At 75.1% G+C, this 17,529-nt stretch carries 14 protein-coding genes and 1 tRNA gene; 6 read left to right on the top strand and 9 right to left on the bottom strand.

Annotation, left to right across the window (positions count from 1 at the left end; genetic code table 11):
* Nucleotides 1–33 precede the first annotated feature (33 nt).
* The 6 genes from PGB27_RS04475 to sbnA form a co-directional block, all read right to left on the bottom strand.
* On the bottom strand, nt 34–441 hold the full coding sequence (locus PGB27_RS04475) for a VOC family protein (protein ID WP_274199149.1): 408 nt from the start codon (nt 439–441) through the stop codon (nt 34–36).
* A gap of 68 nt (nt 442–509) precedes the next feature.
* Nucleotides 510–1,106, bottom strand: coding sequence for a hypothetical protein (locus PGB27_RS04470; protein ID WP_274199148.1), 597 nt, complete (start codon nt 1,104–1,106; stop codon nt 510–512).
* Entirely contained in the window at nt 1,103–2,110 is a 1,008-nt protein-coding gene (locus PGB27_RS04465) for a TauD/TfdA family dioxygenase (RefSeq protein WP_274199147.1), read from the bottom strand. Before PGB27_RS04465 ends, PGB27_RS04470 begins: the two co-directional genes overlap by 4 nt.
* Nucleotides 2,111–2,132: 22 nt before the next feature.
* On the bottom strand, nt 2,133–3,113 hold the full coding sequence (locus PGB27_RS04460; protein WP_274199146.1) for an alpha/beta fold hydrolase: 981 nt from the start codon (nt 3,111–3,113) through the stop codon (nt 2,133–2,135).
* Nucleotides 3,110–7,282: a Pls/PosA family non-ribosomal peptide synthetase gene (locus tag PGB27_RS04455; protein WP_274199145.1), complete on the bottom strand. Its 4,173-nt coding sequence runs from the start codon at nt 7,280–7,282 to the stop codon at nt 3,110–3,112. Before PGB27_RS04455 ends, PGB27_RS04460 begins: the two co-directional genes overlap by 4 nt.
* A 3-nt stretch (nt 7,283–7,285) precedes the next feature.
* Nucleotides 7,286–8,272, bottom strand: a complete 987-nt coding sequence (sbnA, locus tag PGB27_RS04450) for a 2,3-diaminopropionate biosynthesis protein SbnA (RefSeq protein WP_274199144.1) — start codon at nt 8,270–8,272, stop codon at nt 7,286–7,288.
* Nucleotides 8,273–9,024: 752 nt separating this feature from the next.
* Between sbnA and PGB27_RS04445 the strand changes: the two genes are divergently transcribed.
* A complete protein-coding gene (locus PGB27_RS04445) occupies nt 9,025–9,678 on the top strand; it encodes a sigma-70 family RNA polymerase sigma factor (protein ID WP_274199143.1) in 654 nt (217 codons plus the stop codon).
* Nucleotides 9,675–11,159: a hypothetical protein gene (locus tag PGB27_RS04440; protein WP_274199142.1), complete on the top strand. Its 1,485-nt coding sequence runs from the start codon at nt 9,675–9,677 to the stop codon at nt 11,157–11,159. Before PGB27_RS04445 ends, PGB27_RS04440 begins: the two co-directional genes overlap by 4 nt.
* Nucleotides 11,160–11,211: 52 nt before the next feature.
* Here PGB27_RS04440 and PGB27_RS04435 read toward each other — a convergent pair.
* Nucleotides 11,212–11,295, bottom strand: a tRNA-Leu gene (locus tag PGB27_RS04435).
* Nucleotides 11,296–11,360: 65 nt separating this feature from the next.
* Here PGB27_RS04435 and PGB27_RS04430 point away from each other — a divergent pair.
* The 3 genes from PGB27_RS04430 to PGB27_RS04420 all read left to right on the top strand — a co-directional run bounded on the left by PGB27_RS04430 (nt 11,361) and on the right by PGB27_RS04420 (nt 14,965).
* On the top strand, nt 11,361–12,677 hold the full coding sequence (locus PGB27_RS04430; RefSeq protein WP_274199141.1) for a M20/M25/M40 family metallo-hydrolase: 1,317 nt from the start codon (nt 11,361–11,363) through the stop codon (nt 12,675–12,677).
* Nucleotides 12,677–13,624 (top strand): NADPH:quinone oxidoreductase family protein, encoded by a 948-nt coding sequence (locus PGB27_RS04425; protein ID WP_274199140.1) that lies wholly within the window; start codon nt 12,677–12,679, stop codon nt 13,622–13,624. The genes PGB27_RS04430 and PGB27_RS04425 overlap by 1 nt, the downstream gene beginning before the upstream one ends.
* A gap of 117 nt (nt 13,625–13,741) precedes the next feature.
* Nucleotides 13,742–14,965 carry an acyl-CoA dehydrogenase family protein gene (locus PGB27_RS04420; protein WP_274199139.1) on the top strand — a complete coding sequence of 408 codons (1,224 nt, stop codon included), beginning with the start codon at nt 13,742–13,744 and terminating at the stop codon, nt 14,963–14,965.
* A gap of 264 nt (nt 14,966–15,229) precedes the next feature.
* Here PGB27_RS04420 and PGB27_RS04415 read toward each other — a convergent pair whose 3' ends face one another.
* On the bottom strand, nt 15,230–15,478 hold the full coding sequence (locus PGB27_RS04415) for a DUF5703 family protein (RefSeq protein ID WP_274199138.1): 249 nt from the start codon (nt 15,476–15,478) through the stop codon (nt 15,230–15,232).
* A 102-nt stretch (nt 15,479–15,580) separates the two neighbouring features.
* Complete coding sequence (locus PGB27_RS04410; RefSeq protein WP_274199137.1) at nt 15,581–16,570, bottom strand: aldo/keto reductase; 990 nt, start codon at nt 16,568–16,570, stop codon at nt 15,581–15,583.
* A gap of 102 nt (nt 16,571–16,672) precedes the next feature.
* Between PGB27_RS04410 and PGB27_RS04405 the strand changes: the two genes are divergently transcribed.
* The gene (locus PGB27_RS04405) at nt 16,673–17,521 is read left to right on the top strand and encodes an undecaprenyl-diphosphate phosphatase (RefSeq protein ID WP_274199604.1); all 849 of its coding nucleotides are present in this window, start codon (nt 16,673–16,675) and stop codon (nt 17,519–17,521) included.
* Nucleotides 17,522–17,529 lie beyond the last annotated feature (8 nt).

Here is a 17,529-nt window from a genome sequence, read left to right as displayed (position 1 = left end):
TCGACGGTACCGACCCGGACGTGTGGGAGACCGTCAGTCGAGGCGGAGGACACCGAAGGCCGCGCCCGCGGGGTCGGCGAGGGTGGCCCGGCCGTCCTCGACACCCGCCAGCACCGTCTCGCCCGCGGCCTGCGCGGCGCGCAGGGTGACGTCGACGTCGGCGACGCCGAACACGGGAGCCAGTGGGAGCGCGTCACCGGCGAGCGCGAGCCCGGCGAGCGGTCCGTCGGGCCCGTGACCGACGAGCCGGCCCGGCGCCCCGTCCTCGACCCAGCGCGCCGCGACCGCCACGCCGTCGTGGCGCAGGAGGCGGTGCTGGTGGTCGGCGCGCACCGCGTCGTCGACCGTCCAGCCCAGCACCGCGGCGTAGAAGGCGGCCGCCGCGTCCGGGTCGTCGACGTCGAGCTCGGCGAAGCACGGCACACCGCGCGCATCGCTCATCGCGCGGCACTCCTGTCCGACGGCAGCGGGCCTCAGTGTGACCCGGCCCGTGGCGGCGGGGAAGCGCGTCAGACCTGCCCGGCGAACGCGACGACCGCGCCCGGGGCCTCGTCGCTGCCCGGGACGTCCTCGCCGGCGGGGGTCTGGTCGGCCTTCGAGACCTCGACCGTGGCCTCGGTGGGCCCGGGGTCGGGCAGGGCGAAGCGCACGGGGAAGGTGCGTTCCTCACCCGGTCCGAGGGGGCCGTCGGGGCCGTCGCCGACGGGCGGCGCCTCCCGGTCCTCGGGCTCGCCCGGCACGGTCGCGTCGAACCCGAAGCGGGACAGGTCCTCGGCCGCCGGCGTCCCGTTCCGGACGGTGACGGTCACCTCGAGGCTGCGCGGGAACGGCGTCCCCGGCGGCGGCGGACCCACGACGGGCGAGCCGACGGTGACCGTGTTGCCGTCGGGGAATGCGTGCGTCGCGCCGAACGTGAGGGGCACCACGTCGGGGGCGGCGTCGTCGGCTGGTGAGTCGGGGGCTTCCCCGGCCGGAGCCGCCGACGGAGCCGGTGTGGCGGGCGGTGCGGGCGGGGCGGCCGGCGGCGACGAGCACGCCGCACCGAGGAGCAGCACCGCGGCCGCCACCCCGGCGAGCAGGCATCGCGCGGTCCGGGCGGCGGTCACGACGCGGCCGCGGTGGCGGTCGGGGCGGCGGTCGGGGCGAGCTGCGCGACGTGCAGTGGATCGGCCATGCCGACGAGCACCGCGCGCGTCCCGACGTAGGGCTCGCGGCCGTGGGCGGTCCGCACGTTGTCGACGAGCAGCAGGTCGCCGGCCTCCCACGGCTCGCGGAGCGTGTGCCGTTCGTAGACCTCGTTGACCAGGGCGACCACGTCCGCACCGACCTCCTCGCCGTCGCCGAAGCGGGTGGTGAACGGCAGCCCCTCCTCGCCGAACACCTCCAGGAGGAACGCGCGCACCTCGTCGTCGAGGGTGTGGGCGTTGAGGAAGGCGATCTGGTTGAACCAGCACCGCACCCCGGTGACCGGATGCCGGGCGATCGCGGGGCGCCGCTGCCGTGTCCGCAGCCCGCCGTCGTCGCGCCACGCGAACTCGATGCCGTGGCTGCGGCAGTAGTGCTCGACGGCGCGCGGGTCGTCGGTGCCGAAGGCCTCGCTCCAGGCCGCGCCGATCTCGTCGCCGTAGGAGCGGTCGAGGCGCCAGCCCTCCCGGTCGCAGCGTGCGACGAGCTCGGGCGGCAGGGCCTCGAGCACCGCGGCGGCGTCGGCGATCGCCGTCTCGCCGCCCGCGGTCGGGGCGACGAGGCAGGCGAACATCATCGTGCCGGGGAACTGCAGCCCGTAGCTCAGCTCGTGGTGCAGGCACATCCGCTGCTGCGCCGGCCACTTCGTCGACGAGTACGCGCCGCCCGGGTAGGGCTGGCGCGGCGCGAACGCCTCCCGCTCGGGCAGCAGCCCGCCGGGGGCGAGGGCGCGCAGCGCGGCGCCGGCGTCGACGTCGTCGCGCAGCCCGAGGCCGCGCAGCAGGACCGCGCCGTGGGCCAGGACCGCGCCGCGCAGGGCGTCGCGGTGCCGGCCGAGCCAGCCGACCGGGTCGCCGTCGGCGTCCACGACCAGCTGCGGGGGACGGCCGGGCGGGCGCTGCACGGCGAGGTCGGGGTGGGACATCGCGGTTCCTCCGGGGTGGACGTCAGGACGCGGGGACGAGGTCGGCGGCGGTGCGCACGATGCCGGCGGCGGCGGCCGGGCGGGTGCGGAGGAAGTGGTGGCCACCGTCGTCGAGGACGTGCAGCTCGACGTGCCGGGCGAACAGCGCCCAGTCCCGGTGGCTCGCCTCGCGCCCGGCGGTGCTCGGGTCGTCGGCGGCGAGCACCACGGAGATCGGCGTCGCGAGGCGGACGGCCGGCGGGTCCTCGAGGGCGCCGACCAGGTACGCGTGCGCGGCCAGGCAGTCGTGGCGGAAGGCCGCCGCCGCCCGCGCGGCGGAGCGGGGGTCGAGGTGGGGCTGCACCGCGTTCCCGGCCAGCAGGTCCGCGTCGCTGCGGGCCGCCAGTTCGGCGGCGTCCCGGCGCCGGGCGTCGGCGTCGCCGAGCAGCTGCGCGCCGATCACGACCCGGCGCGCGGGCGTGCCCCGGTCCTCCAGGCGCCGGGCCACCGCGACGGCCATCGCGGCACCGGCGGAGTGGCCCCACAGGACGACGGGCGCGGCGCGGTCGGCGACCTCGGCGGCGACCCGGTCGGCGACCTCGTCGAGCCCGGCCAGGGCACCGTCCCCGCCGTCCGGGTCGTGCCCGGGCAGCTCGACGGCGTGCACCGCGAGCCCGCTGCCGCGCAGCGCCGTGGCCAGCGGCCGGAAGTTCACCGCGTGCCCGCCCGCGGGCGGCAGCCCGACGAGCGTGCCGCGCCCGCCCTCGCCGGGGTCGGAGAGGGCGTGGAGCAGCCCGGTCGTCGGGGCCGGGCGCTGGTCGATGAGCGCGGCGAGGTCGGCGAGGACCGGGTGGCGGGTGACCTCGGAGAGCGACACCTCCTTGCCCAGGCGCAGCACCATCGTGACGGCCTGCAGCGACGAGCCGCCCCGGTCGAAGAAGTGGTCGTGACGCCCGATCGCGTCCGCGTCCACCCCGAGCAGCGGCGCCCACACCGCGGCCAGCCGCCGCTCGGTCGGTGTCATCGTCGTCCCCCCGTCGGGATCGTGCCGGGCGCCATCGCGCGGGCCGGGTTGCCGCCCCAGTACTCGCCGGGCGGCACCTCCTCACCCTTCATGAGGAACGTGTCGGGGGCGAGGACCGCGCCGTCGCCGATCGTCGTGCCGTAGTGCGCGAAGGCGCCGACGCCGAGCGTCACGCCGGCGCCGACCGTGATCACCTCGGACTTGAAGGCGCCGTCCTCCTGCGAGTGGCACTGCAGCACCGTCTGGGCGTTGAACGTGCACTCGTCGCCGATGGTGGTGAAGGTCCGCTCGGTGAGGTTCACGCCGTCGTCGAAGACGCGCTTGCCGATCCGGACGCCGAGCATCCGCCAGACGAGGTTCTTGTAGGGCGTGCCGTTGAACACCACGACCCAGTCCGGCAGCGCCACCTTCCAGAACCGCTCGTGCCGCCAGAAGGAGGGGTCGTAGATCGAGCGGCCCTCGGGCGCCCGGCACTGCAGCCGCGCCACGCTGCGCTCGACCAGCACCAGCCACAGCGTCCCGAAGACGAAGATGAGCAGCTGCGCCACGAGCATCTCGATCGCCCCGAGGCGCACGGGGACCGACGCGATGCACGCGACGAGGGCCGCCATGCCGAGGAAGAGCCACCAGCGCACGAGCAGGAACAGCGCCATCGTCGTCGCGTTGTGCCGGTTCTTGCGCCGCAGGCCACGGGCGAGCTCGTCGCCGCCGAGGTCGAGGGCGTCGTCGCGGGCGACGGAGCGGGGGATCTCGAAGCTCGGCGAGCCGAGCAGCCCCACGCCCTCCCGGACCGGGCCGTCCACCGGGACCATCACCTTGGTCGCGAGCAGGCAGTCGTCGCCGGTGCGCCCCTGGGGCGGGTAGTGGATCCGGTTGCCGAGGAAGTTGCGGGCGCCGATCCCCGTCGTCGACACGCGGAACGACGTGGCCGAGTAGTCGGCGTTCATCACCGACAGGCCGTCGGCGACGACCGTCCCGCTCCCGACCCGCGTGAGGTACGGGTTCTCCTGCTTGACCGCCATCCCGAAGTTCGAGCCGGTCTGCACCAGCGGTCGCAACCGGTAGCCGAGCCGGCCCAGGTAGTGGGCGATGGCGGAGCTGTCACCGAACAGGTAGGTGAACGCCGTGACGTTGGTCAGGCCGGAGACCCAGCGGTGGCACCAGTAGTGCACGCCGTAGAGGGCGTAGACGCGATCGGGACGGACCCCCAGGGCGAAGAGCCGGGGCAGCGTGGTGACGACCAGCAGGCCGACCAGCACGAGCCCGAAGACCCCGATCACCGACACGAGCAGGGTCTCCATCCAGAACAGGCGGCTCGTCAGGGCCCCGGGACCGGGCTCGATGAGTGCCCGGAGCTGCGGGATCTCCAGCACCAGCAGGGCCGTGCCGCCGGCGGCGAGCGGCAGGACCACGGCGAGCAGGACGGCCAGCGAGACCACCGAGTAGGCGACCTTGCGCAGCGCCCCGCACCGCATCGGCGGGACGGTCGGGTACGCCGTGGGCGCCTCGCGGGCGGGGGAGCCGTGCCAGGTCGCGCCGGCGGGCACGGACTGTCCGCGGTGCAGCGACGAGCTGTGCCCGAGGGTCGCACCGTCGCCGATCGTGGTGTCGATGTCGAGCACGACGTTCTCGCCGACGACGGCGTCCCGCCCGATGGTCACCGGCCCGGTCTGGATCCGGCCGTCGTGGGCGCGGTAGCCGGCGAGGAACACGTCGTTGCGGACGAGGGCGCCCGCCCCGACGGTCAGGAGGTCGGCGCAGACCGGCACGGGTCCGGAGAGCAGCACGGCGCCCTTGCCGACCCGCGCCCCCAGCGCCCGGAGGTAGAACGGGTAGATCGGCGTGCCGACGAACAGCACCAGCGGGCTCGACTGCACGAGGACCCGGACGATCCACAGTCGCAGGTAGGTCAGCCCCCAGATCGGGAACTCGCGGGGCCGCCACCGCCCGACGAGCAGCCACTTGAGCGCGATCGGCAGGATCGAGAGCACGGCGAAGGCGAAGGAGCCGACGGCCACCGACCGCAGGTAGAGGTGCAGCTCGTCGGGCGCGAGCGCGAGCCACTCGAACGCCCAGGTCACGATCGTCGCGGCAACGTACGTGTAGCCGAGGACGAAGAGCAGCTGCGCCGCGCCGCAGAGCACGTAGGCGACGCGGCCGGCGCGGGGGACGGGCTCCGGCTCCGGGTCCGGCTCGGGTGCCGGCTCGTCCGCCCGGGGCGCCGGGGTGGTCGTCGTGGTCGTCGTGGTCGTCGTGGTCAGTGTGGTCGTCGGCGCGAGGGCGGTCGCCAGCTGAGCGACGGTGGGGTGGGCGTAGACGTCCTGCATCGCGATCGAGGGCAGGTCGGGGTGCTTGCGGACCCGGGCGCAGAAGCGGGCCATGAGCATCGAGTCGGCGCCGAGGTCGTCGAACACGTGCGCGTCGACGGGGACGTCGTCGCGGTCGAGCGCCCCGGCGAGGATCTCGGCGAGCAGGGCCTGCGTGCGATCGGGGGGAGCCGGCGCGGTCGCGGGCGGTGCCGGCGGGGTCGCGGGCGGTGCCGTCGGCGGGGGCGCGGGCGGTGCCGTCGGCGGGGGCGCGAGAGCCGCGACGGACAGGGCGACGGTGGGGGCGCTGTCGGCCGGGGGCGCGGAGGTCGTGACCCGGACGCGAGGGCGCGAGGAGGGCGGGAGCGAGGGGAGCGGTGGCGACGGCGGGAGTGGCGGCGGGAGCGGCGGGAGCGGCGGCACCACCGGGACCGTCACCGCGGCCCGCCGCGGGACGGTCATCGCCGTCGGACGGGAGCCCCGACCACCGGCGTCGACGAGCCGCCCGAGGAACTCGACCTCGCCGTCCTCGGTGGCGCGGCCGAGGTCGCCGGTCCGGACGACGCGGCCCGAGGGGTTGCCCGGGATGCCGAGGGGGTCGGGGACGAAGGTCTCGCGGTCGAGCTCGGCGCGCCCGACGTAGCCGCGGGCCACCCCGGCCCCGGCGAGGCCGATCTCGCCGACCGCGCCCGGTGGCAGGGTGCGGGCCGGCCGGCCGGGGTCGAGGACGACGACCCGACCGGTGGGCAGCGGCACGCCGAGCGTGGCGGCCCCGTCGGGCCGGAGCTCGGTCCACAGCGCCGCGACGGTCGCCTCGGGCGGGCCGTAGATCCCGACGAGACGGCGGCCCGGGCGGTGCCAGCGCGCGACGAGGTCCTGGGGGTACGCCGGGCCCGGGACGACGACGAGGCGCAGGTCCGGCAGGTCCTCGTCGATCCCGGCGAGCAGGTCCGGGGCGGCGCACAGCACGGACACGTGCTGGGCACGCAGGTGGCGGCCGAGGGCGGCCGGCGCCCGCTCGACGCCGCTCGGCGGGACGACCACCGTGGCCCCGCGCGCCCACGGGAGCCACGTCTCGAGCACCGCGAGGTCGGAGCCCGGCGCCGCACCGCGGTGCACGCGGTCCCCGGGCCGCAGGCCGAGCACGTCGGCGAGCACCCGCACCAGCGCCACGGCCGCGGTGTGGTCGACGGCCGTGGCCCGCAGCCCGGCGTCGTCGGTGGTGGGGACGACGTAGGCGAGCGCGTCCCGGCGGGGACCGGACTCCACCTCGAGCAGCGCGCGGGGGTCCTGCTCGGCGATCAGGGCGGCGGCCCGGTCGACGGCGACGACGTCCGCGCCCGCCGCGAGCGCGGGCCCCGTCAGCTCCGGGGTGTCCCGGTCGGTGGCGAGCAGGGTCGTGGCCCCGACGTCGGCGAGCAGCGTCGTCGTGTCGTCGGGGGACAGGCCGGGGGCGACCGTGACCGTCGCCGCGCCCAGCCGTGCGAGGGCGAGCAGCGCGAGGTGGGCGGCGTCCGGGCTGTCGAGCCGCAGCGCCACGCGGTCGCCCCCGCGCACCCCGTGGAGGCGCAGGTAGCGCGCGAGGCGGTTCGCGTCCGCGTCGAGCTCCCCGTACGACAGGGTGCGGTCAGGGATCTCCAGCGCGGCCGTGTCGAGCCGGTCGGCGTCCCGCAACGACGCGCAGCGCACCGCGACGAGGTCGTCGAGGCGTTCCCCGGCGCGGGCACGGGGGCCCTGGGCCTCCCGCCCGTCGATGAGGACGTGGTCGGCGTGGGACGGGTCGGGCGCCGGCGGCCCCGCGAGGCGGAGCAGCGGGCGCCCCGTGTCGGATCCCGTCGGCGGGATCGGCAACCGGGACGCCATCGGTCAGGCCGATCGGGCGTCGACGACGGGTGCCTCCCGCCCGAGCACGGAGTCGCCGTAGTGCTCGAGCACCCAGGAGCGCGAGTAGACGGTGTCGAGGTACCGCTCGCCCATGTCCGGGGCGATCGCGACCGCCGTGAGACCGGGCACGCCGTGCCGCTCGAGCCACGCCGTGGCGCCGCTGACCACCGTCCCCGTCGAGCCGCCGAACAGGAAGCCGCGCGAGGCCAGACGGTGGCAGGCGCGGACGGTGTCCTCCTCCTCGACGCGCACGACGTCGTCGACGAGCGACGTGTCGAGCTGCGGTGGCGGCACGCTCATGCCGAGACCGGGGATCAGCCGCCGCGAGGCCGGGCCGCCGAAGCTCACCGAGCCCACGGCGTCGACGGCGACGATGCGCACGTCCGGGTTCCACCAGCGGAACCACCGCGCGCAGCCCATCAGCGTCCCGGTGGTGCCCGCGCCGACGAACAGCACGTCGAGCTCGGGGAACTGGCGGGCGATCGCCGGCGCCGTCGTGCGGTGGTGTGCCCGCCAGTTGGCCGGGTTGGCGTACTGGTCGAGCCAGACGTATCGAGGGCTCGAGGCGCAGAGCCGCTGGATGTGGTCGAGGCGCGCACCGAGGAAGCCGGTCACCGGGTTCGGCTCGGTGACGGTGTGGACGTCGCTGCCGAGCGTGCGGATGAGCCGGCTGGTGGTCTCGTTGCAGCGCGGGTCGGTCACGCAGAGGAACCGGTAGCCCTTGCTCGCCGCGACCATCGCCAGCGCCACACCGAGGTTCCCGGACGACGACTCGACGAGGATCGACCACTGGTTGAGGAGCCCGTCGCGCTCGGCCGCCTCGACCATCCCGAGGGCGGCCTTCAATTTGATGGACCCGGCGAAGTTGAATCCCTCGCACTTGAGGAAGAGCGAGTGACCGGTCATCGCGCGCAGGTCGACGAACAGCTCGTCCTCGTTGTACTGGAGGGGATCGGAGATGATGGTCACGACGGTTCCCCCCGTTGCGTTGCGTGCTCGACCGACGACGGAGAATGGTTGACCCGCGCACACGGAATCGATGACCCGGCGTGGGCCGGAATGCGTTCGGGCCACCGGGGGGCAGGCCGACCGGGGTCCTCGCCGCGCGGCGTCCCGAGGCGCATCCCGACCGCCCGGCACCCCCGGCGTCGTGCCCGTCCTCCGCTCGCCCCACCCATGGCGACCCCCCGCACTCCGTCGTGCCGGCTCTCGTGTTCCAATTCACCGGGACTCCCTGCTTCGTTACTCACCGGTGCAGATCTAGCCTCGTTGTTCACTCATTCGGCGTAGCACGACGTGCAGATTCTGCTGTACTGCGCTGTATCCGGGGCCATCCGCTCGCCGTGAGTGACGACCTCATGACAGGTGAGTCGTCCGCTCGGGGTCACCGCGCTCGCTCGATGTCCCCCTCCGCGGTCGGTGCGGACCGCCGCTCGACGCGCCGGCGTCCCTGGGGCCAGGCGTACTCCGACGGAGGCCGAGGCGTCCCCCCCCGGGGCCCGCCCGTGCTCGTCCCGCCCGGCGACGTGGACGTCCGCGGTCCCACGGCCTCGGAGCGATAACGATTCCTTGTCGTCGCCGACCGGCGGGTGCACAGTCGGGGCTCCCCGACGTGCGGGCGATCACTCGTGTGGTGCCGCCACCTCCGGTTCCGCCGTCGCGAAGTGCGACCGTCACGCGGGGAAATCGGTGCACCGCAGGCGCCGTGGGTGGGGGAGACCGTGTTGATCGACGACCTCGACGGGCAGGCAGAAAGGGCGTCGCGGGGCGACCGCCCGGCGCTCGAGGAATTGCTCGGCATCCTGACACCGGTCGTCGAGCGCTATTGCCGGGCGCGGTTCGGCGGCCAGGAGCGGCCGATCACCTCGACCGAGGACCTGACCCAGGACGTGTTGCTCTCCGTCATCACGGCGCTGCCGCGGTGGCGCCGCGGCGACGGGCCCTTCCTCGCCTTCGTCTACGGGATCGCGGCCCACAAGGTCTCGAACGCCTTCCGCTCGCTCGGTCGGGACCGCAGCGCCGCCACCTCCGACGTGCCCGAGCTGCTCGACACCGCCGAGGTCGCCTCCGGTCCCGAGCAGCAGGCCATCGACGCCTGGACCCGCTACCGACTGGGGCGCCTGCTCGAGTACCTGCCCGACCGGCAGCGCGAGGTCCTGGTCCTGCGCACGGTCGTGGGGCTCTCGGTCGACGAGGTCGCCCACGCCACCGGCATCACGGCCGGCGCGGTGCGCATCGCGCAGCACCGGGCGCTCTGCCGGCTGCGCCGCGTGCTGGAGGGCGACCTCGCCGCGGGCCGGCGCCCGGCGCGGGGCGTCGGCCCCCAGGACCGCGCCGTCCGCGACCCCGCGGTGCGCACCGGCGGTGTCGGGTGATCGGCGACTCCCCCGGCTGCGCGGACTGCGCCGGCTGCGGTCCCGCGGGCAAGGGACCGGAGTCGTGCGACCACCTCCGGTGGCGGCACGGGCTCATCGACGACGACGCCTTCCTCGACGACGTCGCCGCCGGGACGCACGCGGTCGCCGAGCCGGCGGTCGACCACCTCGACGAGGAGGTGGAGCGGGAGCTCGCCGCGACCCTCCTGGCGTGGCGGGGGAGCGTGTGCCGGTGCCCGCAGACGTGGTCGATCGACGTCGACCGGGCGGCGGCGCTGGTCGCGCGGGCCCGCGCGGCGGATCGTCCCCGTCGGCTCACCCCTCGCCGCACCCTCACCGCCGCGGCGCTGGTCGGCCTGGTGGTGGTGATCGTGTGGTCGGGCCCCGGCTCGAGCCCGTCCGCGCCGACGGTCGACGACGCCGTCGTGCTGGCGTCGGCGGACCTCGACCAGGCCGCGGCGGCGATGCGGCGCGGTGACCTCGACCAGGCGAACGACGCGCTGGCCCGGGCCGACCGACGGCTCGCCGTGGTGCCGCCGACCGGCGACGACCGCGAGGCCTCCGAGGTCCGCGCCCGCTGGCGGGCGCTGCACGACGAGGTGGAGACCCGGCCGGACCCGACGCGCCGGTCCACGCCCGGCTCCGGGAGCGCACCGCGGGGGTCGGAGCCGTCGCGGACGCCGGAGCCCTCGCGGACGTCGGAGCCCTCGCGGACGTCGGAGCCCTCGCGGACGTCGGAGCCCTCGCGGACGTCGGAGCCCTCGCGATCCTCGGGATCCCCGCGGACCTCGCCGCGCTCGCCGGAGAGCGCGCTGGCTGCCGCGCCCGAGACGGGATCGTCCGCGGAACACCCGTCCCGCACGCCGACACACACGCCCTCGGTCCGGCCCCCGCTCGGGCCGGGTGACACGGACGACCCCGACCCGAGCACCGACCCGAGCACCGGGTCGAGCCGGGAGGAGAGCCCGGGCTCGGGGACGGACCGGGAGCCCGAGCCGGTCACCCGCCCGCGCGCGGAGCGTCCGGACACGCCCGAGCGCCCCGACACCCGCGAGCGCCCGCACACGCGCGAGCGCCCGGACAGCCACGAGCGCCCGGACGGCCAGGAGCGCCGGGCGCGCCCCGACACCGAGCGCCCCGACAACCAGGAGCGCCCAGCGCGCCCCGACACCACCGAGCGCCCCGACCCCACCGGACGTCCGGATGCCGACGAGACCGACCCGCCGGAGGCGGCTCCGACCCGCGAGTCCGCGCCACCGCCCTCGACACGGCTGGAGACCACCGCCGCGTCGCCGGTGCGCGAGCGGCCCTCCCCGTCGCCCCGGTCGCGGGACCGCGAGGAGCGGGCCGAGGAGCGGCAGGCCGAGGACGAGGCCGACGAGCAGACCGACGAGGACGACGCCGAGCACGAGGAGCGGGACCGGCACCGCGACGGTGACCGCGACCGTGAAGACCGCGAGGACGAGGACGCCGACGACTGACGGCCGTCGGTCCCCGGTCGGAGACCCGCCCCGGGAAGAGAAGAGAGAAGTGTGTCCGAGGGGGGACTTGAACCCCCACGCCCTACTAGGGCACTAGCACCTCAAGCTAGCGCGTCTGCCATTCCGCCACTCGGACTTGCGTGGAGCACAGCGTAGACGACGCCGCGCCGACCGATCACGGTGGGTGGCAGGATGCGGCGCATGGGTCGTGCCGAGGACGAGGTCGTGACGCTGACCAGCGAGCTCATCCAGATCGACAGCCAGAACACCGGCGATCTCGCGACGACGACGGGCGAGGCCGAGGCCGCCGCCTACGTCGACGCGAAGCTGCGGGAGGTGGGCTACGAGACGGAGGTGGTCGAGTCGGGGGCGCCGGGGCGGCACAACGTGTTCGCCCGGCTCGCGGGGGCGGACCCCGACCGGCCGGCGCTGCTGGTGCACGGCCACCTCGACGTCGTGCCGTTCGACGAGAGCGAGTGGTCGGTCCACCCGCTGTCCGGCTCGGTCCAGGACGGCTACGTCTGGGGCCGCGGCGCGGTGGACATGAAGGACATGGACGCGATGATCCTGGCGCTGGCGCGCCAGTTCGCGGTCGAGGGCACGGTGCCGCCGCGCGACCTGGTCTTCGCGTTCCTCGCCGACGAGGAGGCGGGCGGCGCCTACGGCTCGCACTGGCTCGCGGAGAACCGCCCCGACCTGTTCGCCGGCTGCACGGAGGCCCTCGGCGAGGTCGGCGGCTTCTCGCTGACGCTCGGCGAGGACGTGCGCGTCTACCCGGTGATGACCGCCGAGAAGTCGATCGCCTGGATGAAGCTGCGGGTGCGCTCGCGTCCCGGCCACGGCTCGATGGTCCACGACGAGAACGCCGTGACGATCCTCTCCGAGGCCGTCGCGCGCCTCGGCCGCCACCGCTTCCCGCTGGTGCTCACCGAGTCGGTGCAGGGCTTCTTCGACGAGGTCTCGGCGCTGACGGGCATCGAGTTCCCCACCGACTCCGCCGCGGCCCTCGACGGCGCCGTCGCCAAGCTCGGCGGGGTGGCCCGGGTGGTGGGCGCGACGACCCGCGACACCGCGAACCCGACGATGCTGCAGGCCGGCTACAAGGCCAACGTCATCCCGTCGGTGGCCGAGGCGACCGTCGACTGCCGCGTGCTGCCGGGCCGTCAGGAGGCCTTCGAGCGGGAGCTCGACGAGCTGCTGGGGCCCGACGTCGAGCGCGAGTGGATCCGCAACCTCGAGGCCGTCGAGACCTCCTTCGACGGCGAGCTCGTCGACGTCATCACGCGCGCGGTGCAGGAGGAGGACCCGCAGGCGCACACGCTGCCCTACATGATGTCGGGCGGGACCGACGCCAAGGCGTTCGTGAAGCTCGGGATGCGCTGCTTGGGGTTCGCCCCGCTGCGCCTGCCCCCGGACCTCGACTTCACCGCGCTCTTCCACGGCATCGACGAGCGGGTGCCGGTCGACGCCCTGCAGTTCGGCACGCGGGTGCTCGAGCGCGTCCTGCTGCGCGCCTGATGCGCGCCTGGCGGGTGCCGCGGCTCGGCCCGTTCGCCGAGGTCCTCGAGGTCGCCGACGTCCCGCGCCCCGAGCCGGGGGAGGGGCAGACGCGGGTGCGGGTCGCCGCGGCCGCCCTGAACTTCGCCGACATCCTCCACGTCTCGGGCGAGTACCAGGACCGGGTGCCGCCGCCGTTCACGCCCGGCCTCGAGGTGGCCGGGGTGACCGACGACGGCCGGCGCGTGTTCGGGCCCGTGGTCATGCCGCACGGCGGGTTCGCCGAAGAGGCGCTGCTGCGCACGACGTGGACCTGGCCCGAGGGGATGAGCGCGGCCCAGGCGGCGGGGTTCTTCGTCGCGTACCAGACCGGCTGGTGCGCGCTGCACCACCGCACGACGCTGCGGGCGGGGGAGACGCTGCTCGTCCTCGCCGCGGCGGGCGGGGTCGGCGCGGCCGCCGTCCAGCTGGGCACGGCCGCCGGGGCGCGCGTCATCGCCGTGGTGGGCGACGAGGACAAGGCCGCCGTGGCGTGGCGTCTGGGCGCGCACGAGGTGCTCGTCGACCCGGACGACCTGGTCACCGCCGTGCGGGAGCTCACCGACGGCCGCGGCGCCGACGTCGTCTACGACCCCGTGGGCGGCGACACCTTCGACGCCGTCCGCCGCGCGGTGGCGTGGGAGGGACGGCTGCTCGTCATCGGCTTCGCCGGCGGACGTCCCGCCGACGCGCCCACCAACCACGCGCTGGTGAAGAACTACGACGTGGTGGGCGTCCACTGGGCCGCCTACCAGCAGCGCTCACCGGACCTCGTGGCGAGCTGGCAGCGCGAGATCGAGGCGTTGTGGGACCGGCGCGCGATCGACCCGCTCGTGGGCGCCGAGTATGCGTTCGACGACCTGCCCGCGGCCATGACCGAGCTCGCGGCCCGCCGGACGACCGGCCGCGTGGTGCTCCTCGCTCCCTGACCCGAGGGCCCAGTCCGACGTCGCGCAACGGGCGCGCAATGCCCCGCGCGACCGTGCCCCTGTCCGTGAGACCTCCTCGCGGACGGCACCGAGCAGCAGCCAGGGGTGGAGGACGCCATGACCGACCTCGGAGTACGTGCCCGCACGGGGACCACCGTCGGCGTGGCCCCCACCCGGGAGGCACTGGTGACGCGGGCCCGCGCCCTCGTGCCGGTGCTCGCTGGGAACGCAGCACAGGGTGAGCGGGACCGTCGGCTGACCGATGAGGCCGTCGCCGCGCTACGTGGTGCCGGCATGTTCCGGCTGAGCGCACCCCGACGCGTCGGTGGCGACGAGGTCGACACCCGGACCTTGATCGACGTGTCCGCCGAGCTCGCCCGCGGAGACGGATCCGCATCCTGGGTCGTGGCGCTCATGAACACCGGTGCTTACCTGGTGGGCCAGCTCCCGGACCGCGCCCGCGACGAGGTGTTCGGCGCGGACCCGCACGCGGCGGTGTGCGCGCAGCTGGCGACGACGGCGACCGCACGCCCGGTGGACGGCGGGTTCGTCGTGAGTGGCCGGTGGGCGTGGGCGTCGGGCAGTCCGTGGGCGACCTGGTCGATGTCGAGCGCCCCCCTGCTCGACGCCCAGGGCGAGCTCGCGGACCTGCGCGCCGTCCTCATCCCCACCTCGGCGATGACCGTCGAGGACACCTGGTTCGCGGCCGGGATGGCCGCCACGGCCAGCAACACCTTCGTCGCCGACGAGGTGTTCGTCCCGGACCACCGGACCCTGTCGATCCCGGAGATGGCACAGGGCGGGGGACGGCGCGAGCACGATGACGAGCCGCTGTACCGGTCGACCAGCTTCAGCGCCCTCACGTTGACCATGACGGGTCCGTTGCTCGGGCTGGCCCGGGCAGCCCTGGAGAAGGTCCTCGACACCGTGCGCACGGGCAAGCCGATCGCGTACTCCGTCTACGAACGCTCCCTCGACGCCCCGAGCTACCGGCTGGCCGTCGCGGACGCGGCCGGTCTGATCGACACCGCGACGATGCACGTCCACCGGTCGGCGGAAGCGATCGACACCGCCGCTCTGCGTGGTGTGCAGCTCGACGTGTTGACCCGCGCACGGGTGCGCAGTGACATCGCCGTCGCGATCGCGCGGTGCCGGGAGGCGGTCGGACTGCTGCTCGACGTCGGCGGCGCGAGCAGCTTCGCGCAGTCCAGCCCGCTGCAGCGCACCTGGCGCGACATCGAGATCATCTCGCGGCACGGTCTGCTCAACGCCGCCCTCGGCCGGGAGATCTACGGCCGAGCGCTCCTGGGCGTCGAGGACCAGGTCGCTGCGCTGTTCTGACCGTCGACCGGTCCGGACGCAGTCGCCGCGCCGCGGTGTTCCCGGGAGCTCCTCGACTGCGTCCCTGAGCCGGGCGACGAGCGGGCCCTCGACAGCTCGTCCGCGGCGGACCGGAGCACCGATGCGCAAGATCGCGTCGAGGTCGACACCACCGACGCAGTTCGCTCAGCCGGCGCACGGCGGCCGGTCGCGATCACGGGGCCTGTGCGGGCGTCGGTCTCGACGCGATCATGCGCCCAGGTCTCCCGAGGGCCACCCCGGGTCTCAGGTCGCGAGCCCCGCGACCAGCGAGCGGGAGAGCTTGCGCCGCAGCCACACCTTCCGGGTGCCGTCGGCGTAGAGCAGCGTGCGGGCGAGCTCCCAGCCGCCGAACTCGGCGCGGATGCCGAGCTGCACGGTGGCCGAGATGCGCGTCACGTCCGGAGGCAGCCGGACGGGCTGGTACTCCCAGTCCCCTTCGACCACCGCCGAACCCACGAGAGCCCCGCCATCGCGGGCACCAGCGTCGTTCACGAGCCGACCACCTCCGGGACACCTGACGGAGCGGGAACCACCGTACGCACAGGCGGTCATCGCGCGCACGCATCGGAGCCCGGCCGTGGGCCCTGGATCGGATCACTCCCAGGGCGGGAGGTCGGGCTCCTCGGCCTCGTCGTCGGGCTCCACGGGCGAGCTGACGTCGTCGAGCGCACCCCGGATCGCCGAGGGCAGCACGAGCTCCTCGGCGGCCAGGGACCCGAGCAGCTGGGCCCCGTCCCGGGCCCCGACGACGGGCGCGACGACGCCGGGCCGGTCGCGGACCCAGGCGAGCGCGACGGCCAGCGGCGAGGTGCCGAGCCCGTGCGCGGCGGTGACGACGGCCTGCACGATCCGCGCGGTGCGCTCGGTGCGGTGCCGCCCGACGTAGCCCGCCAGGTGCTCGGAGGCCCCGCGGGAGTCGGCGGGCACGCCCTCGCGGTACTTGCCGGTGAGCACCCCGCGGCCCAGCGGCGCCCACGGCAGCAGGCCGAGGCCGTGGTGCTCGGCGGCCGGCAGCACCTCGGACTCCACCGAGCGCTCGAGCAGCGAGTACTCCGACTGCACCGACACCAGCGGCAGCGACGTCAGCGACTGCCGCGTCGCCGCCGACGCGACCTGCCAGCCCGCGTAGTTCGCGACGCCGGCGTAGCGGGCGCGGCCGGTGGTCAGCGCCACGTCGACCGCGGCGAGCGTCTCCTCCAGCGGCACGTCGTCGTCCCAGGCGTGCAGCTGCCAGAGGTCGACGTAGTCGGTGTTGAGGCGGTCCAGCGAGTCGTCGAGGGCCGTGAGCAGGGCCGCGCGGGAGGCGCCGCCGCCGAAGGGACCGTCCTCGCGGCGCGCGCCGGCCTTCGTCGCCACGACGACCTCGCTGCGCGGGATGACGTCGTCGAACAGGCCGCCGAGGATCCGCTCGGCCTCGCCGCCCGCGTAGACGTCGGCGGTGTCCACCAGCGTGCCGCCGGCGTCGAGGAACGCGAGCAGGGACGCGCCGGCCTCGTCGGCGTCGGTGTCGCGGCCCCAGCTCATCGTGCCCAGGGCCAGCCGCGAGACCCGCAGCCCGCTAGTGCCCAGGCGTCGCTGCTCCACGGGGATCCACCTTACGAAGAGGTCACGGAGGAGCCCCCGGGGGCACGCCGTCACGTCACCGCGGGTGGTCTACCGTCCGTCGCCGTGACGGCAGGAGCACCGATGGGCTGGCTCGAGGCGGTGGTCCTCGGCATCGTGCAGGGACTCACCGAGTTCCTGCCGGTCTCGTCGTCGGCGCACCTGCGGATCACCTCGGCCTTCTTCTTCGGCAACGACGCGGGGGCGGCCTTCACGGCGGTGACCCAGCTCGGCACCGAGACCGCGGTGCTCATCTACTTCTTCTCCGACATCTGGCGCCTGCTCAAGGCCTGGTTCGTCGGCCTCGCGAGGCGCGAGGAGCGCGGCTACGACTACAAGCTCGCCTGGTACGTGATCCTCGGCTCGATCCCGATCGGCGTGCTCGGGCTGGCGTTCGAGGACGCCATCAAGGGGCCGGCGCGCAACCTGTACCTCAACGGCGCGGTACTGATCGTCTTCGCGCTGGTCCTCGCCGCCGCCGAGCGGTACGGACGCCAGCGGCGGGGCCCCGACCAGCTCACGCTGCGCGACGGCCTCGTCATGGGCTGTGCCCAGGCGATGGCGCTGATCCCCGGCGTGTCGCGCTCGGGCGGGACGATCACCGCCGGACTGTTCCTCGGGCTCGAGCGCGCGGTCGCCGTGCGGTTCTCGTTCCTGCTCGCGCTGCCGGCGGTGTTCGCCTCGGGGCTGACCCAGATCCCCGACATCCTCGACCCGTCCGCCGCCGACGTGCAGGGCAGCCTCGTGGTGCTGCCGAGCATCCCGCAGATGATCGTCGCCACGATCATCGCGTTCGTCCTCGGCTACGCCTCGATCGCCTGGCTGCTGCGCTTCGTCGAGAACCACACGATCTACGTCTTCGTCTGGTACCGCGTGCTGCTCGGGCTGATCGTGCTGCTCGCCGTGAGCAACGGGGTCGTCCCCGCCACGTAGGGTCGGTG

The organism is Actinomycetospora lemnae, assembly GCF_028737315.1.
GTDB classification, from domain to species: Bacteria; Actinomycetota; Actinomycetes; order Mycobacteriales; family Pseudonocardiaceae; genus Actinomycetospora; species Actinomycetospora lemnae.
Note: the sequence above shows the minus strand (reverse complement) of the source record. Positions and strands in the feature narration are given on the sequence as shown.

Excerpts from the sequence above, each read along its gene's own strand:
- PGB27_RS04420 (WP_274199139.1), top strand. The coding sequence starts at position 13,742 with ATGACCGACCTCGGAGTACGTGCCCGCACGGGGACCACCGTCGGCGTG.
- PGB27_RS04465 (WP_274199147.1), bottom strand. The coding sequence starts at position 2,110 with ATGTCCCACCCCGACCTCGCCGTGCAGCGCCCGCCCGGCCGTCCCCCG.
- PGB27_RS04425 (WP_274199140.1), top strand. The coding sequence starts at position 12,677 with ATGCGCGCCTGGCGGGTGCCGCGGCTCGGCCCGTTCGCCGAGGTCCTC.
- PGB27_RS04430 (WP_274199141.1), top strand. The coding sequence starts at position 11,361 with ATGGGTCGTGCCGAGGACGAGGTCGTGACGCTGACCAGCGAGCTCATC.
- PGB27_RS04405 (WP_274199604.1), top strand. The coding sequence starts at position 16,673 with ATGGGCTGGCTCGAGGCGGTGGTCCTCGGCATCGTGCAGGGACTCACC.
- PGB27_RS04460 (WP_274199146.1), bottom strand. The coding sequence starts at position 3,113 with ATGACACCGACCGAGCGGCGGCTGGCCGCGGTGTGGGCGCCGCTGCTC.
- PGB27_RS04475 (WP_274199149.1), bottom strand. The coding sequence starts at position 441 with ATGAGCGATGCGCGCGGTGTGCCGTGCTTCGCCGAGCTCGACGTCGAC.
- PGB27_RS04455 (WP_274199145.1), bottom strand. The coding sequence starts at position 7,282 with ATGGCGTCCCGGTTGCCGATCCCGCCGACGGGATCCGACACGGGGCGC.